Source organism: Halobacillus litoralis (assembly GCF_020171725.1).
Classification (GTDB): Bacteria; Bacillota; Bacilli; order Bacillales; family Halobacillaceae; genus Halobacillus; species Halobacillus litoralis_F.
The window spans coordinates 221874-238335 of the sequence record NZ_JAIVAJ010000007.1 but is presented as its reverse complement, the minus strand read 5'-3'; the positions used below and the strand labels follow the sequence as shown (position 1 = coordinate 238335).

Here is a 16462-nt window from a genome sequence, read left to right as displayed (position 1 = left end):
ATTATTGATCGATAAATACATAAGGTACCGGATCCACGGCTCTGCCGTTTTTGTGGACTTCATAATGCAGGTGGACGCCCGTACTTCGTCCCGTCGTGCCCATTTCGCCAATCAAATCGCCCTTCTCGACGACGTCGCCGCTCTCCACATGAAGCCTTGTCATGTGTCCGTAGCTTGTCTGGTACTCTCCCGGGTGGTTGATGCGGACCATATTGCCGTACGTGCCGTTGTAATCAGCGAAGGTGACCCGTCCATCTGCCGCCGCGTAGATTTCACTGGCATAAGGTCCTGCGATATCAAGCCCGTCATGGGAGCTTGTTCTTCCTGTGACAGGATGGATCCGATTGCCGAACACCGATGTGATCCGTCTCGCTTCGGTCGGCCAGATGGACGGAATCGAGGCCAGCTCCTCCTGGACCGCCTGGAGGTCTGAAATGGTTTGTTCGTAGTTTTGAACGAGGGTTGGAATGTTTTCCTGAATGGTCGAGAGCTCCGACACTTCATCGTTCGCTATGCCATCTTCAGGAGTGAAGTTCGTAAATTCCGCAGAGCCACCGATCGCCAACGTCTCATTCGACTTTGCCGCTTCCGCCAGCTGATTCATCGCGCCTTGAATGGAAGCCAGCTGCCGGATCTTTTCTTCCGTTTCCTCTGTGCGGGATGCAATCTCCTGATAATGATCCTGCAGGGTAGTGAGCTCTTCTTTTTTATCGGCAATCTCTTCCTTAAGCTGACTCGTCCGCAGCCCGAGTGAATTCGCTTCCTGATAAGTGACATACAATCCCGTCCCGAGCCCGAGAATGAGCATAGGCAGGAAGTAGCCGAGCGCTTTCGGAATCTTGATTTGAAAGATACGAGAGCGTGCGTCAGACATAATGACAAATGTCCATGTATCTAGTAAGTGTGCAAGTAACCGCTTAAACATAATGTCCTCCATAAATGCTTGATAATCTCCAACACTCACCTTTCGACAAAAATCTACAATGTCCTTTTGAAATGCATAGAATTAGTTAAAAAAGACTAGGTAATATTAATTATTTTCCATCAGATGAAAAATCAACCTATGCTGAAAAAGCCCTCCCTGATCCAGGGGGACTTCATCATCACGTTTCGATATACTCTACTAAACTCCCATCCTTCATCCTGTAAAAATAACTGCGCCATCCCAGTGCATACAACGGACCTTCGACGTACGAACCACCCGGTGGACAATGAGACGCATCCGTAACTTCAAAGCAGATATGCCCCTCAGGATCCGGCGATTCAATCAACTCGATCAGCCACTCACCCTGCCTGACAAACGCGATCGACTCCTCCCCGAGCTCAAGCCATTCCACCACCCGGAACCCGAGGTGTTCATACACATCAACGGATGCCGCCAAGCTATCGACCGGAACACTGATATGATGCAGCTTCATTTCAAGATCAAATTCATATCCCCGAACTCATGCCACAAATATCCCTGCAGAAGCGCCTCGCGATAAGCATTCATCAACTTCTTTTTCGGTAAAAAAGCGGTGAGCATATGCAGGTGGCTGGCTTCCGGCTCATGAAAGCCGGTTAAGAGTCCGTCTACTGCGGAGATCGTGTAACCCTCATCCACATATAGATTCGTCGTCCCTTCAGCTGACTCCACCTCACCATGCGGGTTCACAGCCGATTCAAGTGCACGAACGACGGTCGTCCCGACGGCAATGACACGGTTGCCCGCTCGGCGGGTTTCCTCGATGAGCCTAGCTGTCTCTTCTGGTACAGCGAAGGCTTCCGGATGCTGCTCGGGCGATGGCCAGCGGTCCTTCTCATAATAGCTGAGCCCGGCGTGCAGTTGAATGAAGGCTGTTTTTACGCCTTGCTGTTTCAGTTTTTGAAGCAGCTGCCAGGAGAAAGCTCTACCGGCTGAGGCCATTTCGACCGAGCCGGGTACGGAACCATAAACGGTTTGGTACGTTTCAAGTGGGAACGGCTCCTCAATGTATTCATAGCGGACTGGCTCTCCGTGAGAGTAGATAAAGTCGAGCAGGGCGCTGCCACCGATCGAGAATTCCAGTACGATCAGCGGGTGTTCACTTCCGTGTCCAATCGCGACCGCTTCCACGCCATCATTGAACGTGAGCGGTGTATCAAGGGAAAAGAAGTCACAGGCAACCAGTGCTTCCCATTGATCGTCCGACCTTTTCCTCGATAGTCGAATCTCAATGGATTGGTTTCCTTGCGATGCCTGCAGAACGGGAGGAATCGTCCGGCTGTTATTCAAAACGAGCAGATCTCCGGGACTTAGAAACTCATCTAATTCTTGAAAACGGCTGTGCGTAATGGAATGGTGCTGATCAATGGCCATAAGCCGGACTTGATCCCGTCGATCGTGGACCTGTTCAGCAGGGGTTTGAGCGTTCAATTCGTCTGGTACCGTGAAAGCATGCATGTTAAACCGACGCTCCTTTCACATCAAAAGTCTGCGCTTCATAACGTTCGCCGTTGTCATCACTTGCTGCCAGGTGGAGGAAGACGCCTGTGACATCTTCAGGCTGAGCCAGCTCATAATCACAGTCCGGCAGGGCGATGTCGTGCATGACGGTATCCATTTCCCCAGGGTCGACCGTGTTGATGCGGACGCCTGTGCCTTCGAGTTCATCAGCCCAAATCGCAGATAAGCCTTCGACCCCGAATTTCGATACGCTGTATGCGCCCCATTCAGCCACACCGTATTTCCCGACCTCAGACGATACGTTGATGATCGAACCGTCCCCGCGTGTGAGCATGCCGGGCAGGACCCGCTTCGTGACGAGGAACGGGTTCATGATGTTCGTTTCGATGACGTCACGAAATTCCTCTGCTGGATAGTCGGCGAGCAGTGTCGGTCCTGGGCCGAATGTGGAGGCGTTGTTGATGAGCACATCAATCCGACCGAAGCGGTCTTCGACAATCGAGATGAAGCGCTCCACGTCTTTCGAGTCGGTCACGTCAGCCTGGACGGCGGCGACTTCTGCCCCGAGCTGCTCTACTTCACGTCGGGCGTCCTTGAGTCTTTCTTCCCCACGGGCACAAATGCCGAGTGCGTACCCTTCTTTGGCGAAAGCGAGGGCAAGCGCCTTTCCGAGTCCTTGGGACGCTCCTGTAATGACGGCTGTTTTTTTGTTCATATCATCAAATCCTTTCCTGTAACATGTGTTGATTTTATTTTATAAAGAAAAGGGTCTGGTGGAATCGGGGGATGGGAGGAAGTGCGGGTCATCCATTGAGAGGGGAGGGGAGTCGGTCTAAGGTCGTAGAGATACGTGGTGGGTGGCGAAATATGATAAACTGTGGTCTGCATAGTAAAGAGTAGGTGAATGTTATGAACATCAAGACAACAGGACGATTCTTTCAGTCCTTGCAACGAAAAAATCAATATGACGAGGAGAGCCGGGCGTGTATGGTGAATACGACTCGGCAGCTTCTCGATCGACATACGAATATCGATCATCCCGGTATGCTGCTCGGGAAGATCCAGTCCGGGAAGACGCGGACGTTCATCGGCATTATGGGGCTTGCTTATGATCATGGCTTTGACGCGGTCATTCTTTTGACGAAGGGAACGAATGCGCTCGTCCGCCAGACATTCTCGCGGCTGACCGAGGAGTTTGCTGAGCGGATCGAAAGCGATGACCTCAGAGTGTACGACATTATGGCGATGCCGGAACAGCTTCGTAAGTATGAACTGTCGCAGAAGCTTGCGTTTATTGTGAAAAAGGAGACGAAGAACCTCGACCGGATTAAGGAGACGTTCTTCGAGACGTATCCTGATCTTGCGAAGCGCAAGGTGCTGTTCATCGATGACGAGGCGGATTATGCGAGTGTCGCGTATGAGCACAAAAAGGATCAGAACGTGACCCACATGCGTGTGCTGGCGACGAAGATCAATGAACTGCGGGAGCGTCTGACGTCGTCTGCTTTTCTTCAGGTGACCGCCACGCCGTACTCGCTGTATCTCCAGCCGGATGATCGGACGATTCACGAGAATAAAGTCTATCAACCCGTGAGACCGGCTTTCACAGAGCTTGTCCCAGTGCACGACCGTTATGTCGGGGGCGACCTCTATTTTGAGAAGGCACAGATTAAAGGGCACTTCGCTTCCTACTTGTACCATGAAGTGTCGGAGAAGGAACTGGAAGCGATGAAAAGAATTGATCGGCGGAAGATCAAAATGGATCAGCTGCTCACGCAGAAGTCGATCACGAACATCAGAAGCGCCGTCGTGAATTTTATCGTCGGAAGTGCCATCAGACGCTGGCAGCAGAATCAGATGGACAAACCACTAGAGAAGTATGCGATGGTCATTCATACAGAGCGCGGCAAAGAGGCGCATGCCTGGCAGAAGGAGCTGATCCGGAATATGGAGGATCAGCTGATTGCTGAGGCTCACCTTGAATCGGATCTTCTGCGCACATTGACCAAAGGGTCCTATGATCAGTTGATCCAGTCGGTCGCTGCCTTCGATTCTCTCCCGCAGCCCCGCTTTGACGATGTGTGGAAGGAAGTCGTCGAGTCCTTGCAGGAGGAGTACGTCATCAGTACGGTCGTCAATTCGGAAAAAGATGTCCACGAGTTGCTCGATCACCGTGGCGAACTCAAACTCCGTGCCCCGATGAACATTTTCATCGGCGGTCAGCTGCTTGACCGTGGCGTCACCATCCGGAATATGATCGGCTTTTTCTATGGACGGAATCCGAGGTCATTCCAGCAGGATACCGTCCTTCAGCACTCGCGCATGTATGGAGCGAGACCGCTTGAGGACATGGCGGTGACACGCTTTTATACGAGCGGACGGATCTATGACGTGATGAAGCAGATCCACGAGTTCGACACGGAGCTTAGGCGTGCGTTTGAACGAGGTGGGCACAAACAGGGTGTCGTCTTCATCCAGAAGGAAGAGAACAATCAAATCCTTCCGTGCAGCCCGAACAAAATCATGCTGTCGAGTCTGACGATGATCCAGCCTCACAAACGGATGCTTCCCGTCGGATTCCAGACGGGCTATAAAACGTACATCCAGAAAACGGTCCGCCAGATGGATGAGAAGTTGAAGTCTCTCGTTGATGGAGCGGTGGATGAAAAGGAAGGGGCCTATCTTGTACCCGCAGAGGATGTACGCTCGTTGGTCGGCTTGATTCATTCCACGCTTGAGATGGACGAAGGACGTGATTTTCACCTCGACGAATATGAGAGTGTGCTGGATTATTTGACGACGGAAAATGAGAAAGGGGCTTACGTGTGGCTGGTCATTCGCGGGAGACGGAAGATCCAGCGCTTCAACGGTGCCGGACAGTACGAGAACTCCCCGGATACACCGGGAAGCGGAAAAGGAGAGCTCAGCATCGCACGTCGTGTAGCTGAGCATCATCCTGCGCTGATTCTGCTGCGGCAGGAAGGGAAGAAGGAACACGGCTGGCGCGGTACGCCGTTCTACTGGCCGGTCCTCGTCGCTCAGCGCCATACGACTCCTACGGTTTTTGCCAAGAAGACGGTGAAGGGATAGGTTCTGTATGGATAGGAGTGTGCCGCGGGGTGGGAAATAGCTCGCTTTCCTGCGGCGGACACAGAGCTAACTCAGGCATTGCCTGAGTGGATCTCGCCGTGGTCCGTGTATCCCGCTGGAGTCTCGCCATTTCCCACCCCACTCTACCGAACAGTGTGGACAGAACCTTTCAACACTTGGTTGGATAAACGCGTTAGGAGATTCTGGATTCCGATATACATCCAGTTAGCGTATTTTTAGTATGCTGAGAGGATCTATAATACTTTCTGAACAAAAAAGCGCCTGCCATCATACGTTGATGGCAGGCGCTTTTTGCATATGGTAGATCTCTTAAGTGAATCAGACGGAACACTAAACACGTTACAGAACCTTACGCTAGTGCTGCAGAAGGTTCAGGAATTTTTTCGTTCGTTCCTGCGTCGGGCGTTCGAAGACTTCTTCTGGAGCGCCGCGTTCGACGATGTAGCCACCGTCCATAAAGACGACTTCATCCGCCACTTCTTTGGCGAATTTCATTTCGTGGGTGACGACGACCATCGTCATGCCTTCCTTCGCGAGGTCTTTCATGACTTGCAGTACTTCACCGATCAGCTCTGGGTCGAGGGCGGAGGTCGGTTCGTCGAACAGCATCACTTTAGGGTCGATGGCCATGGCTCTCGCGATGCCGACACGCTGCTGCTGACCTCCGGAAAGCTGATACGGATAGACATCAGCCTTATCGCCGAGGCCGACTTTTTCCAAGAGGCGCACGGCGGTCTCTCGTGCCGTGGATTTCTCCTGTTTCTGCACCGTGACAGGCCCTTCCATAATGTTCTCAATGACGGTCAAGTGTGGGAAGAGGTTATAGTTTTGGAAAACCATTCCGGTCTGCTTCCGCAATTCGCGGATGGCGGGCTTCGTTACTTTTTGTGAAAAATCGATCGTCTGATTGTCGATGGTCACTGCGCCACTGTCCGGCTGCTCGAGCACGTTCAGGCAGCGGAGGAGCGTCGTTTTACCGGAGCCGGATGGACCGATGACGACTACGACCTTTCCTTGGTCCACGTTAATGCTGATATCCTTCAAGACTTCGAGCGAGCCGAAGGTTTTCGAGATGTTTTTCATGGAAAGCATAGGGGAAAGCCCTCCTTTCTATTTAATGTAACGGTTCAAATGAGCTTCAATTTGGTCTTGGATGAGCGACAGGATAAAGCAGATCACCCAGTAAATCGCGGCTGCCTCCATATAGATGAGGAGCGGCTGATAGGTGGTGGCTACGATCTCCTGTGCCTTTCGAAACATCTCTGCTACGAGAATCGTAGAGGCGAGGGAGGTTTCTTTCACAAGGCCGATGAACGAGTTTGATAAAGGAGGAATCGAGACGCGCGTCGCCTGCGGCAGGATGACGCGTTTCAACGATTGGAAGTACGACATGCCGATCGATTCAGCGGCTTCCCATTGTCCTTTATCAATTGATAGAATCGATGCCCTGATGATTTCAGACGCATACGCTCCTGTGTTCAAGGAAAGAGCAATCAAGGCTCCGACGAATGGACTGAACTTCAAAAACTCGACACCTAAATTACCGAATCCGTAGAAAACGATGAATAATTGCACGAGCAAGGGGGTTCCGCGGATGATCGAGACGTAAACCCGGGCGATTCCGCTTAACAGTTTAACGCCTGAAATTCTGAACAGTGCCGTAATCACCGCCAAGAGTAGTCCGGCAAAGAAGGAAATCAGGGTTAAAGGAATTGTATAGTAAAGAACTCCTTTCAACAAAGGAAGAAAGGAGTCTTGTAAGGTTTGCAGATCTTCTGCATTTAAAAAGAGACTATTGAGTAGATACATCTTCGCCAAACCATTTCTCGGAGATTTCAGCGAGTGTACCGTCTTCGCGCATGGAAGCAAGTGCTTCGTTAACGGCTTCAATCAGTTCCGGGTTGTTCTGGCGGAACATCATCGCTGTTTCGGCAGCATCCTCTTGGCGGTCAACGATTTCTACTGCAGCATCTTCACGTTGTTTCAGGAAGTCAAGAACAGACAAGCGGTCGTTGACAGTTGCGTCAGCACGGCCGTTTGAAAGCAACTGCATCGCAGGGTTGAACCCTTCAACACTTACGATCTCAGCACCGTATTCACGTGCGATATCGCCGTAGTTACTTGTTAAGGATTGAGCTGATTTCGCGCCTTCTAAATCTTCAAACGTCTGTACGTCTCCACCTTTAGGAGCGACAAGAACGGCTGTCGTATAAGTGTATGGCGTTGAGAAATCATACTTTTCTTCACGGTCCGGACGGATACCGACTTGGTTTGCGATCATGTCGAAGCGTTCTGTGTTGAGTCCAGCGAACATGGAGTCCCATTTCGTTTCTTTGAACTCTACTTCAACACCCATGCGGTCAGCGATTTCACGCGTCACTTCTACATCGTAACCGGTCAGTTCGTCTGCGTCATTGTGGAACGTGTACGGAGCATATGTCCCTTCTGTTCCAACCGTAAGCACACCTTTTTCCATGATCTGATCGTACAGGCTTTGTTCTTCAGAAGAGCTTCCGCTATCTCCGTTCGCATCTCCTGCTTGTTCCGTATTGTCTTCAGCTGTTCCGCAAGCCGCAAGAACAACGATAAGTAATCCAAATAAAAAGATTCCCAGGCTTTTTTTCATAAATAAATGCCTCCTTAAGATTTAATGCTGACTAAATAGATAGGAATAATACAAATGAAATCATACAACGTCTTTTGCTCCGCGTCAATGTCTTTGCTTCGAATCTTTTTATTGTAAAATAATTCCTTGTGAGCTATACTACATTACATAACTAATGCACCCACGCAGAGAGTAGGGATACGCGTGATTCTGGATACAGAAGGGTTGAAGCCGATCTACTTACAAATTGCCGAATGGATCGAGGAAGAAATCCTTCATGGGAATTTGGATGTTGATGACAAAGTCTATTCTCAATACAAGCTCGCTGACATGTACACCATCAACCCGGCGACCGCCGCTAAGGGATTGAAGATGCTTGCGGATGAAGGGATTTTGTATGACAGAAGAGGTCTCGGGAAATTCGTCGCTTCTGATGCGAAAACGATCATTCTGGAGAAACGGAAGGACGAGTCGATCGATCAGCTGATGGAGTCTTTGGTCAAGCAGGCGGTTTGGCTTGGGATGAGTGAAGAAGAACTGCTGCAAAGAGTGAAGAAGGTGTGGAGGGAACGAACCAATGAAAATCGTTAAGTGCAGGGATGTAACGAAGCAATATGGCAAAGTGAAGGCACTCGATGGCATCAACCTCTCCATGGATGAGAATAAAATCACAGGGGTCATCGGGCGTAATGGAGCGGGCAAGACGACGTTCATGAAGCTGCTTGCAGGCATGCTGAAGGAAACATCAGGAAGGGTGGATGTTTTTTCACAAAGACCGTTTAACAATCTGACGGTTTCCGTCAACACCATCTATATTGACGATCAAATGAATTTCCCGCCGACGCTAACCTTAGTGGAACTGCTTGAAGAAGGCCGCAGGTTCTATCCGAATTGGAATCACGATCTTGCTTTAGGGTTGTTCGAGCATTTCGGCTTTCGAAAAAAAGACCTGCACAAAAATTTATCCAAAGGAAAAGAAAGCGCCTTTAATATGATTGTCGGAATCGCCTCGCGTTGTGCGCTTACCATCTTTGATGAACCGACAACCGGCATGGATGCGGTCGTGCGTAAAGACTTTTACCGTGCATTGCTGAAGGATTATATCGAGTATCCGCGGACGATTCTTATGTCCACCCATTACATGGACGATATGGAAGAATTGTTCGAGGACGTCCTCTTGATCGACCAGGGAAAAGTGAAGCTTCATATTGGTATGGACGATTTGCGTGGGTATGCCGTTGGGTTATCTGGAAAGAAAGATGACATGCTTCCGTGGCTGGAAGGACGCAACGTGCTCTATCAAAAAGAAACGGGATTCGACGATGTATATGCCGTCGTGGTGAATGATGATCAACAGAATGACTGGAACCGGATGGGAAACATCAAGCGCTCAGCCGTCCGCCCGTCAGATGTCTGCGTTTATTTAACGAATGATAAAGGAGGGGAATTGGAACATGTCTTTCGTTCAGGTAAAAACGAGTGAAGTCGTAGGAAAGCAGTTTTTGTATAAGTTGAAATCGTACGGCGGTGTGTTTACGTCACTTGTTGTCATTCAATTGCTCGGTGTCTTCTTCTCGCTGTCAGGGTCTTCGAGTCATGGAACAGGCGGGCTTGGCTTCAGTTTCAATATCCGAACCTATTCCGCCGACATCATTATGGCCTTTACAATCTTCTGGGGCTTCATGACGGCATTGTTGTTGACGACGAAAGCGTACCGTGAGGACGATTTCGCTTTTGTAACAAACAGGTTAACAAGTAATCTATCGACCATTTCTTTTCTCGTGACGGCGGGCATCATTGCCAGTTTAACAGCCTGCTTGTCGAGCTTCTTAATCCAGGTTGCGGCTTACATTCAAGGAAGTGAGGTTCATATGCTCTTTAATAAAGAAGATATGCTGGCATCCTTGGGGTACGCTGCCGCCTATACTGGGTTCTCTATTTTGCTGTTCAACTCCATCGGATACTTGGCCGGCATGATCATTCAGTTGAACCGGTTGTTTCTTTTCATCTTACCGACGGTGTTCATTGGGAGTTTGATAATACTTGGAGTGAATGATGGTGGAAACCCGGTGGCTGTGCTCGTCCAGTTTATCTACTTCGAGCCCGTCTTTTGGCTGTTCATCTTGAAAACATTGGTTCTATCCGTTCTATTCTTTGCTCTCGCCGCCCTTGTGTCAAGGCGATTGGAGGTGGGACGATGATCATGTTTTTACCTATCATTATAATCGTTTGCCTGCTCGTCTTACTGAGTCTCATTATTTTCCGAGTCAATACGAAGACCAAGCGTTCGTTCGCGACAGGGAAGACAGGATACTGGCTTCTAGCCGGGTACACCGGTCTTCTTATCGCAGCGGCAGTCTTCTTCGTTTTCACCCCTGAACAAAACGCTTCTTCCATGGATATTCAGAAAGCGGAAGCGTCCTATGACTGGGAGCGTTACGAACAAATGCTGTTGGTAGGTGATCTGCATGAACTGCCTGAAGACTGGGTCTTTAAGAGTGAAGAATGGAAGGTGACGATGGATCAGCTCACCGTGGAAAAAGAAGGGGAAATCGGCTACGAATTAGGAGTTTATGTCGATCAATCTGAAGACTACGAAACCATCGAAGCGATCTTTTTCCGTTCCCCGATTGTCGTCCGTGGTATGGAAGTCGTGCCGGAAGAAGTGCCTCGGTTCTCTTTAATAGAAGAGACACTCACGGTGCAATGGGAAGGTTCACGGGATATAAGGTTCAATTTATACGAACCTCCTATGATGATCCAGCGGTTCATGGATGGAGAAGGAACCGGATGGGATTATTCCGATGCCAAACGAGGTGTCTATGGCGTTTACATCAAAGCCCCTGAAGGGTTGGATATAGAAGTAGCGGATGGTTCTTCCATCCGCGTTGAACGTTAAAACCGGGGGATGCCTCGGTTTTTTTATTTCTCTATTCTCACACAATACGAGAGCCGTACATAAAATGGGCGGTAAGAGGTGGTGAAAGATGAAAGAATTTGAACATGATCCTCTTGCCGTCGAACAGGAAGAATGGAAGAAGCGGCAGTGGATGGAACGATGGAAGAAGCTGCTGACCATTTCGTCCCCCATATTGATTCTTGTATTATGGGAATTTCTATCGCGCACGGGACTTGTAGATGCCCGTTTTTTCCCGCCACCGACTGAAATCATCGGCACGTTTTTTGCCATGAGTGCGAGTGGTGAATTGTTTCAACATATCGGCATATCGCTGTTTCGTATTTTCGCAGGTTTTCTGCTTGGTGTCATTCCGGCGATCATCATCGGATTGTTTATGGGACTCTATTCTCCTATTCGTCATTTCTTATCCCCGTTGATCATGGCGCTGATGCCGATTCCGACGCTTGCGTTACTTCCGATCATCCTGATTTTGTTCGGAGTCGGCGAAGTGTCTAAGGTCGTCACCATTGCGGGGAGTGTCTTTTTCCCGGTTGTCATCAATACGGTGGCAGGGGTCATCAACATCGACCGCATCTATTTGGATGTGGCGACCAATTACGGCGCAGACAGAAAGAGTTTCTTCTTCAAGATCGCCCTCCCTGGCGCACTTCCGGTCATGCTTGAAGGCATCCAGATGGGGCAGGCGATTGCCCTCTTGACGATTGTCGCTGCTGAAATGATGGGAGCGAACTCCGGAATCGGATACTTAATCTGGACGTCTTACAAGGCATTCTTATTACAGGAGATGTTTGTCGGGCTTGTGCTCATTTCGTTCTTCGGCTACTTGTTCTCGCTGTTGTTGAGAGGTCTTCAATCGAAATTGCTGCCATGGAGATAGGAGGGCAATGATGAAAATATCGATGGATGCTCTGACGAAGGTGTTTTATAAAAAAGGGCAGAGTGTAACGGCTTTAGACGGCATTGATGTAGGAATTGAGGACGGCGAGTTCGTCTGCCTGCTCGGGCCGAGTGGATGTGGGAAGACGACACTGCTTCGAATTCTTGCAGGACTCGAGAAGCCGAGCACAGGTTCTTTTTCGATTCAGGAGAGTGGCAGGGACCGGCCGCTGCAGTCGATGGTCTTTCAGGAGCGAGGCGTCATCCCCTGGCTCACGGTAAAAGAGAACGTCGCGTTCGGATTGAAGATGCGTCACGTTCCGAAGGCAGTCGTCCAGGAGAGAACCGCGTTTTATTTAGAAAAAGTAGGGCTCGATAAGTTTGCTCATCTTTATCCGAAAGAGCTGTCAGGCGGGATGAAGCAGCGGGTGAGCATTGCGAGAGCATTCGCCAACGACCCGGAGATCCTGCTGATGGATGAACCGTTCGCCGCATTGGATGAACAGAACAAATTCATTCTCCAGGAAGAGTTGTTGAGTATTTGGGAAGAGACGAAGAAGACGGTGCTGTTCATCACCCACAGTATTGATGAAGCGCTCTTGTTGAGCGACCGGATTCTACTGATGAGCTCACAGCCGGGGCGGGTCACAGAAGAAATCTCGATCGACCTGCCGAGGCCGCGGACGATGGAGATGGTCCGGGCAGATCCGAAGATGACCGAACATTTCGTCCGGATTCGGAATCATTTAGACCGTGAAGTTGAAGGCTCACGAACATAGGAGGATATACGTATGAAAAAAAGATGGATGGTTGTGCCGATGCTGATGCTTGCGCTTGCTGGGTGTAGCGGTCAGTCTGGAAGCGGGAAAGAAGATGTCAATGGAGAGAATCCCTCTGGAGATCTGTCCCCGCTTGATAAAAAAACAACCGTTTTGATTGCAGAGGATGGGGCGGCTTCGGGGGCTGGCTTTTACATTGCAGAGGAAAAAGGGTATTTCGACGACTACAACATTGATGTGAAGTTTACGAAGTTCGCCAACAGTGATGATATGCTTCCGGCTCTGGCAGCTGGGGAAGTGGATATTGCGGGTGGCGTGTCCACAGCATCCTTCTTCAACGCCATCGCTCAGGGTATCGACGTCAAGATCATTGCCGACAAAGGCCACTACTTTGACGGGGCTTCCTATTTCTCATTCGTCCTCCATCCGGACCTCGTCAATGACGTGCAGGACTACTCGGATCTGAAAGGGAAGCGGATCGCGATTTCGTCACGGAATTCTGTCGATGAGTACATTTACGCGAAGATGCTGGAGCACGCCGGTCTCACGGAAGACGATGTTGAGACGGTGATCATGTCCGACTTCGGGAACATGCTTGCGGCGATGGGAAGCGATTCGATTGATGCCGCACTTCAAATCGAGCCTCTGATTACCCAGGGAGAAGTGGAGGACCTTCACGTCCGGTTCAAAGATGCAACCGACTTTGCGCCAAAAGCTCAGATCGCCATGGTGCTCGGGTCTCCGGATTTCATTGATAAAGACACGGATGTTTCCCTCCGATTTATGGCCGCTTATCTGAAGGGTGTCCGTGATTACAACGATGCTTTTCTAAAGGATGAAGGGAAAGATGAGGTCATCCAGATCATGACGAAGCACACCGCTCTGAAAGACCCTGCCTTGTGGGAAAAAGTAGCGGTCACAGGACTCGATCCGAACGGCGGAATGTTTGTTGAGGATATCAAAGCGCAGTACGAAATGTATCAGAAGAACGGAGCGACACGAGGCGAATTCGATTTTGAGAAATCGGTCGACACATCGGTTGCCGAGAAGGCAGTAGAGCTATTAGGTGAATACGAATAAACGGTGAAACCGCATCCTGTTAAGGGTGCGGTTTGTTTCTGAAAGAAGGGGAGTGCTCCGTGGGGTGTGGGAGCTAAGATACGGTGTATAATGGAAAAAGGGAGGGGATTGGATATGGTTGAATTTAAGCCGATGAAGGATTTTAATGAATTTATGGAGCTGTCACAGCGCTGTTATCCGGGAATGAAGCTGAACTCGAAAGAGGAAAAGGAACGATATACGGAGCATCGTGAAAAAATGAATGCGAAGGAAAACATTCGTACGATCGGACTCTATGAACATGAGAAGCTCGCAGGGGGTTACATTGAATACGATTACGTCGCCAATGTGTATGGAACAGCGGTGAAAGCAGCGGGAATCGGTACGGTTGCGGTTGACCTGGTCAACAAAAAACAAGGGCATGCGAAGCGGTTGATTCAAAAATTCCTGCTCGATGCCAGATCGAATGGCCGACCGCTCGCTCAGCTCTACCCGTTCCAGCCATCCTTTTATAAGAAAATGGGATTTGGGCTCGGACCGAAGCTTGAGACGTATCGTTTCCATCCTTCGCAACTTCCAACTGTGGAAAACGGGCTCAAAGGAGTCGTGCTCGGGGAAGGCGATGAGGAAGAGGTCAGCCGCTGTTATCATCAGTGGTCACGTCAGACGCACGGAGCTTGCGATAAGCCGGAATATGAGTTTGCTTTTTTGAAAAAAGAAGATCATCATGCAATCGGAGTCCGTGAAAACGGAGTACTTACCGGATATGTCAACTTCCAGTTTGAACAGCAGCCGGGAGATCATTTCCTACAGAACGATCTTATCGTCCGCAACTTTATCAGCACTTCCGTGAAGGCATACAGGTCTTTGCTTGCGATCTTACATAATCAAAAAGACCAAGTCCGATCCATCCTGTTTCCGACCTTTGATGAAGGGTTCTCAATGGTCCTCGACGACCCGACTCACACAGACGCTGACATCATCTTCGGCATCTATCACAAAACGAGCGAAGCGGGACGCGGATTGATGTATCGAATCATAGATGTGGATCGTTTTCGGGATGAAGTCAAAGACCATTCATTTGGAACGGAAACCGTACGAATCGGCTGGACGATTCATGATTCGCTACTTGAGGAAACCTATGAAGCAGTCTGGCAGTTCGACAATGGAAGACCACAAAAAACGGATCAGCCTGCAGATGTGAATCTTTCGCTGGGCATCGGTGAATTTTCTTCCCTGATGATGGGATGTCTGACACTGCGTGATTTGGTGTACCGGGGTTCTGTAGAGGAGCAAGACAGAGAGGCATTCCGTACCGCTCTCGATTTGTTCTCGCAGCCGACTAAGCCTGAGAGCTGGTCTTTTTTCTGATGACTTTACTAAATTATTTACTGGATTCATTTGAACAGCACTCTTTTTATTGAGAGGGCTGTTCATTATTTTTCAGAAAATTAATGAAATTGTGTTGAAAGCGCTTTATGTATCTGTTAGTATTCAATATAACAAATATATTTAGTAAATCTTTACTAAATTTTGTTGGAGGAGAGTTTCTAGTGGTCACTATAAAAGAGATAGCATTAAAGACAAATTATTCAAGCAGTACCGTTTCAAGAGTTTTAAATCATGATCAGAGCTTATCTGTGTCACCAGAGACTCGTCAAAGAATCTTGAGTATTGCGAAAGAACTCGGGTACAAAACTGTTCAGGAAAGGAGATCGACAAAGTCCGATCCTTCTACTGAAAAGGTAGGCATCCTCTTGTGTCACTCTGTAGAAGAGGAGTTGAATGACTCCTATTTCCTGTCTATACGGCAGGGGATTGAAAATGAATGTAAAAAGCAAGGGGTTCAAACGACGGAGCTGTTCAGGCTGAATAACTTGCAAACGGGGCAAATCAGCAAGGATATTGAACATTTGATCGTAGTCGGAAGGATCAACCATGAGTTGCTGGAACAATTAAGTGATCAGTTGAAGAACATTGTGTACATCAACCACTTAACCGACGAAAGCCAATTTGATTCCATTGTTCTTGACTTTGAGAAAGCGACACGACAGGCGATGGACCATCTGCTTGGTCTTGGTTACAAGGACATCGGATACATCGGTGGTCAGGAAATTGAATATTACTCTGGCAGGCAGAAAGAGTTTGAAGAAGGACGAAGAGCGACCTTTCAGAAAGTGATGGAAGAAAGAGGCTCCTTCGATCCACGTAAATGCTTAGTCGGCAAGTTTTCCATTTCGGATGGGTATCGATTGATGAAGGAAGCCATTGAGCAGGAGCTTGTACCGGAAGCCATCTTTACGGCAAGTGATTCTATGGCACTTGGGGTCATTAGGGCGTTGCAGGAACAACAATACAGAGTTCCAGAAGACGTAGCCATCGTCAGCTTTAATGATATCGAACTGGCCGAATACTCTAATCCACCTCTTACGACCGTAAGAGTTCCAACAGAAGAGATGGGGCGTTTGGGCGTGACGATGATGGTCGACCGCCTCGGTGGAAGAGAAATTCCGTTGAAAGTCGTTGTCCCGACAGAATTGGTAATTAGAGAAAGCTGCGGAGCTCGAAAAGGAAGGGGGAGGGAGGAAATCATTTAATAAAAATGCACACCCACCTGTTTTGGAGAACAGGAAGGTGCGCTCGGTAAAAGATGCTGAAGGATCTCTCGCTAAAGAACACCTTCAGCG

General features: G+C 49.2%; 17 protein-coding genes. 10 read left to right on the top strand and 7 right to left on the bottom strand.

What is annotated here, in order from left to right; translation table 11 throughout:
- Position 1: 1 nt before the first annotated feature.
- The 4 genes from LCM20_RS15685 to LCM20_RS15670 form a co-directional block, all read right to left on the bottom strand.
- Complete coding sequence (locus LCM20_RS15685) at positions 2-925, bottom strand: M23 family metallopeptidase (RefSeq protein WP_225196427.1); 924 nt, start codon at positions 923-925, stop codon at positions 2-4.
- 178 nt (positions 926-1103) lie between these two features.
- Positions 1104-1418 carry a VOC family protein gene (locus LCM20_RS15680; RefSeq protein WP_225196426.1) on the bottom strand — a complete coding sequence of 105 codons (315 nt, stop codon included), beginning with the start codon at positions 1416-1418 and terminating at the stop codon, positions 1104-1106.
- Positions 1415-2422 (bottom strand): S-adenosylmethionine:tRNA ribosyltransferase-isomerase, encoded by a 1008-nt coding sequence (locus LCM20_RS15675; RefSeq protein ID WP_225196425.1) that lies wholly within the window; start codon positions 2420-2422, stop codon positions 1415-1417. Before LCM20_RS15675 ends, LCM20_RS15680 begins: the two co-directional genes overlap by 4 nt.
- A gap of 1 nt (position 2423) precedes the next feature.
- Positions 2424-3140, bottom strand: coding sequence for an SDR family NAD(P)-dependent oxidoreductase (locus LCM20_RS15670; RefSeq protein ID WP_225196424.1), 717 nt, complete (start codon positions 3138-3140; stop codon positions 2424-2426).
- Positions 3141-3334: 194 nt separating this feature from the next.
- Here LCM20_RS15670 and LCM20_RS15665 point away from each other — a divergent pair, with 194 nt between their 5' ends.
- A complete protein-coding gene (locus LCM20_RS15665; protein WP_225196423.1) occupies positions 3335-5515 on the top strand; it encodes a Z1 domain-containing protein in 2181 nt (726 codons plus the stop codon).
- A 375-nt stretch (positions 5516-5890) separates the two neighbouring features.
- Here the strand turns inward: LCM20_RS15665 and LCM20_RS15660 are convergent, their stop codons facing one another.
- The 3 genes from LCM20_RS15660 to LCM20_RS15650 are packed head-to-tail and all read right to left on the bottom strand — an operon-like array spanning position 5891 to position 8162.
- Positions 5891-6628: an amino acid ABC transporter ATP-binding protein gene (locus LCM20_RS15660; protein WP_225196422.1), complete on the bottom strand. Its 738-nt coding sequence runs from the start codon at positions 6626-6628 to the stop codon at positions 5891-5893.
- Between the two features lie 18 nt (positions 6629-6646).
- The gene (locus LCM20_RS15655; RefSeq protein WP_225196500.1) at positions 6647-7345 is read right to left on the bottom strand and encodes an amino acid ABC transporter permease; all 699 of its coding nucleotides are present in this window, start codon (positions 7343-7345) and stop codon (positions 6647-6649) included.
- Positions 7329-8162, bottom strand: coding sequence for an amino acid ABC transporter substrate-binding protein (locus tag LCM20_RS15650; protein ID WP_225196421.1), 834 nt, complete (start codon positions 8160-8162; stop codon positions 7329-7331). Before LCM20_RS15650 ends, LCM20_RS15655 begins: the two co-directional genes overlap by 17 nt.
- A gap of 183 nt (positions 8163-8345) precedes the next feature.
- Here LCM20_RS15650 and LCM20_RS15645 point away from each other — a divergent pair, with 183 nt between their 5' ends.
- The 9 genes from LCM20_RS15645 (at position 8346) to LCM20_RS15605 (ending at position 16372) form a co-directional block, all read left to right on the top strand.
- Positions 8346-8732 carry a GntR family transcriptional regulator gene (locus LCM20_RS15645; RefSeq protein ID WP_225196420.1) on the top strand — a complete coding sequence of 129 codons (387 nt, stop codon included), beginning with the start codon at positions 8346-8348 and terminating at the stop codon, positions 8730-8732.
- Positions 8719-9624 carry an ATP-binding cassette domain-containing protein gene (locus tag LCM20_RS15640; protein ID WP_225196419.1) on the top strand — a complete coding sequence of 302 codons (906 nt, stop codon included), beginning with the start codon at positions 8719-8721 and terminating at the stop codon, positions 9622-9624. The genes LCM20_RS15645 and LCM20_RS15640 overlap by 14 nt, the downstream gene beginning before the upstream one ends.
- Positions 9596-10342 carry a hypothetical protein gene (locus LCM20_RS15635; RefSeq protein ID WP_225196418.1) on the top strand — a complete coding sequence of 249 codons (747 nt, stop codon included), beginning with the start codon at positions 9596-9598 and terminating at the stop codon, positions 10340-10342. Before LCM20_RS15640 ends, LCM20_RS15635 begins: the two co-directional genes overlap by 29 nt.
- Complete coding sequence (locus LCM20_RS15630; RefSeq protein WP_225196417.1) at positions 10339-11040, top strand: hypothetical protein; 702 nt, start codon at positions 10339-10341, stop codon at positions 11038-11040. The genes LCM20_RS15635 and LCM20_RS15630 overlap by 4 nt, the downstream gene beginning before the upstream one ends.
- Before the next feature lie 88 nt (positions 11041-11128).
- Positions 11129-11938 carry an ABC transporter permease gene (locus LCM20_RS15625; protein ID WP_225196416.1) on the top strand — a complete coding sequence of 270 codons (810 nt, stop codon included), beginning with the start codon at positions 11129-11131 and terminating at the stop codon, positions 11936-11938.
- Between the two features lie 7 nt (positions 11939-11945).
- Positions 11946-12716, top strand: coding sequence for an ABC transporter ATP-binding protein (locus LCM20_RS15620; RefSeq protein WP_225196415.1), 771 nt, complete (start codon positions 11946-11948; stop codon positions 12714-12716).
- A 12-nt stretch (positions 12717-12728) separates the two neighbouring features.
- Positions 12729-13796 (top strand): ABC transporter substrate-binding protein, encoded by a 1068-nt coding sequence (locus LCM20_RS15615; RefSeq protein WP_225196414.1) that lies wholly within the window; start codon positions 12729-12731, stop codon positions 13794-13796.
- A gap of 114 nt (positions 13797-13910) precedes the next feature.
- Positions 13911-15146, top strand: coding sequence for an enhanced intracellular survival protein Eis (gene eis, locus LCM20_RS15610; protein WP_225196413.1), 1236 nt, complete (start codon positions 13911-13913; stop codon positions 15144-15146).
- A 182-nt stretch (positions 15147-15328) separates the two neighbouring features.
- Positions 15329-16372: a LacI family DNA-binding transcriptional regulator gene (locus LCM20_RS15605; RefSeq protein ID WP_225196412.1), complete on the top strand. Its 1044-nt coding sequence runs from the start codon at positions 15329-15331 to the stop codon at positions 16370-16372.
- Positions 16373-16462 lie beyond the last annotated feature (90 nt).

Bases quoted from the DNA above. Each gene is read 5' to 3' on its own strand.
- LCM20_RS15680 (WP_225196426.1), bottom strand. From the start codon at position 1,418: ATGAAGCTGCATCATATCAGTGTTCCGGTCGATAGCTTGGCGGCATCC.
- LCM20_RS15675 (WP_225196425.1), bottom strand. From the start codon at position 2,422: ATGCATGCTTTCACGGTACCAGACGAATTGAACGCTCAAACCCCTGCT.
- LCM20_RS15620 (WP_225196415.1), top strand. From the start codon at position 11,946: ATGATGAAAATATCGATGGATGCTCTGACGAAGGTGTTTTATAAAAAA.
- LCM20_RS15685 (WP_225196427.1), bottom strand. From the start codon at position 925: ATGTTTAAGCGGTTACTTGCACACTTACTAGATACATGGACATTTGTC.
- LCM20_RS15660 (WP_225196422.1), bottom strand. From the start codon at position 6,628: ATGCTTTCCATGAAAAACATCTCGAAAACCTTCGGCTCGCTCGAAGTC.
- LCM20_RS15650 (WP_225196421.1), bottom strand. From the start codon at position 8,162: ATGAAAAAAAGCCTGGGAATCTTTTTATTTGGATTACTTATCGTTGTT.
- LCM20_RS15655 (WP_225196500.1), bottom strand. From the start codon at position 7,345: ATGTATCTACTCAATAGTCTCTTTTTAAATGCAGAAGATCTGCAAACC.
- eis (WP_225196413.1), top strand. From the start codon at position 13,911: ATGGTTGAATTTAAGCCGATGAAGGATTTTAATGAATTTATGGAGCTG.
- LCM20_RS15670 (WP_225196424.1), bottom strand. From the start codon at position 3,140: ATGAACAAAAAAACAGCCGTCATTACAGGAGCGTCCCAAGGACTCGGA.
- LCM20_RS15625 (WP_225196416.1), top strand. From the start codon at position 11,129: ATGAAAGAATTTGAACATGATCCTCTTGCCGTCGAACAGGAAGAATGG.
- LCM20_RS15630 (WP_225196417.1), top strand. From the start codon at position 10,339: ATGATCATGTTTTTACCTATCATTATAATCGTTTGCCTGCTCGTCTTA.
- LCM20_RS15640 (WP_225196419.1), top strand. From the start codon at position 8,719: ATGAAAATCGTTAAGTGCAGGGATGTAACGAAGCAATATGGCAAAGTG.
- LCM20_RS15635 (WP_225196418.1), top strand. From the start codon at position 9,596: ATGTCTTTCGTTCAGGTAAAAACGAGTGAAGTCGTAGGAAAGCAGTTT.
- LCM20_RS15665 (WP_225196423.1), top strand. From the start codon at position 3,335: ATGAACATCAAGACAACAGGACGATTCTTTCAGTCCTTGCAACGAAAA.
- LCM20_RS15615 (WP_225196414.1), top strand. From the start codon at position 12,729: ATGAAAAAAAGATGGATGGTTGTGCCGATGCTGATGCTTGCGCTTGCT.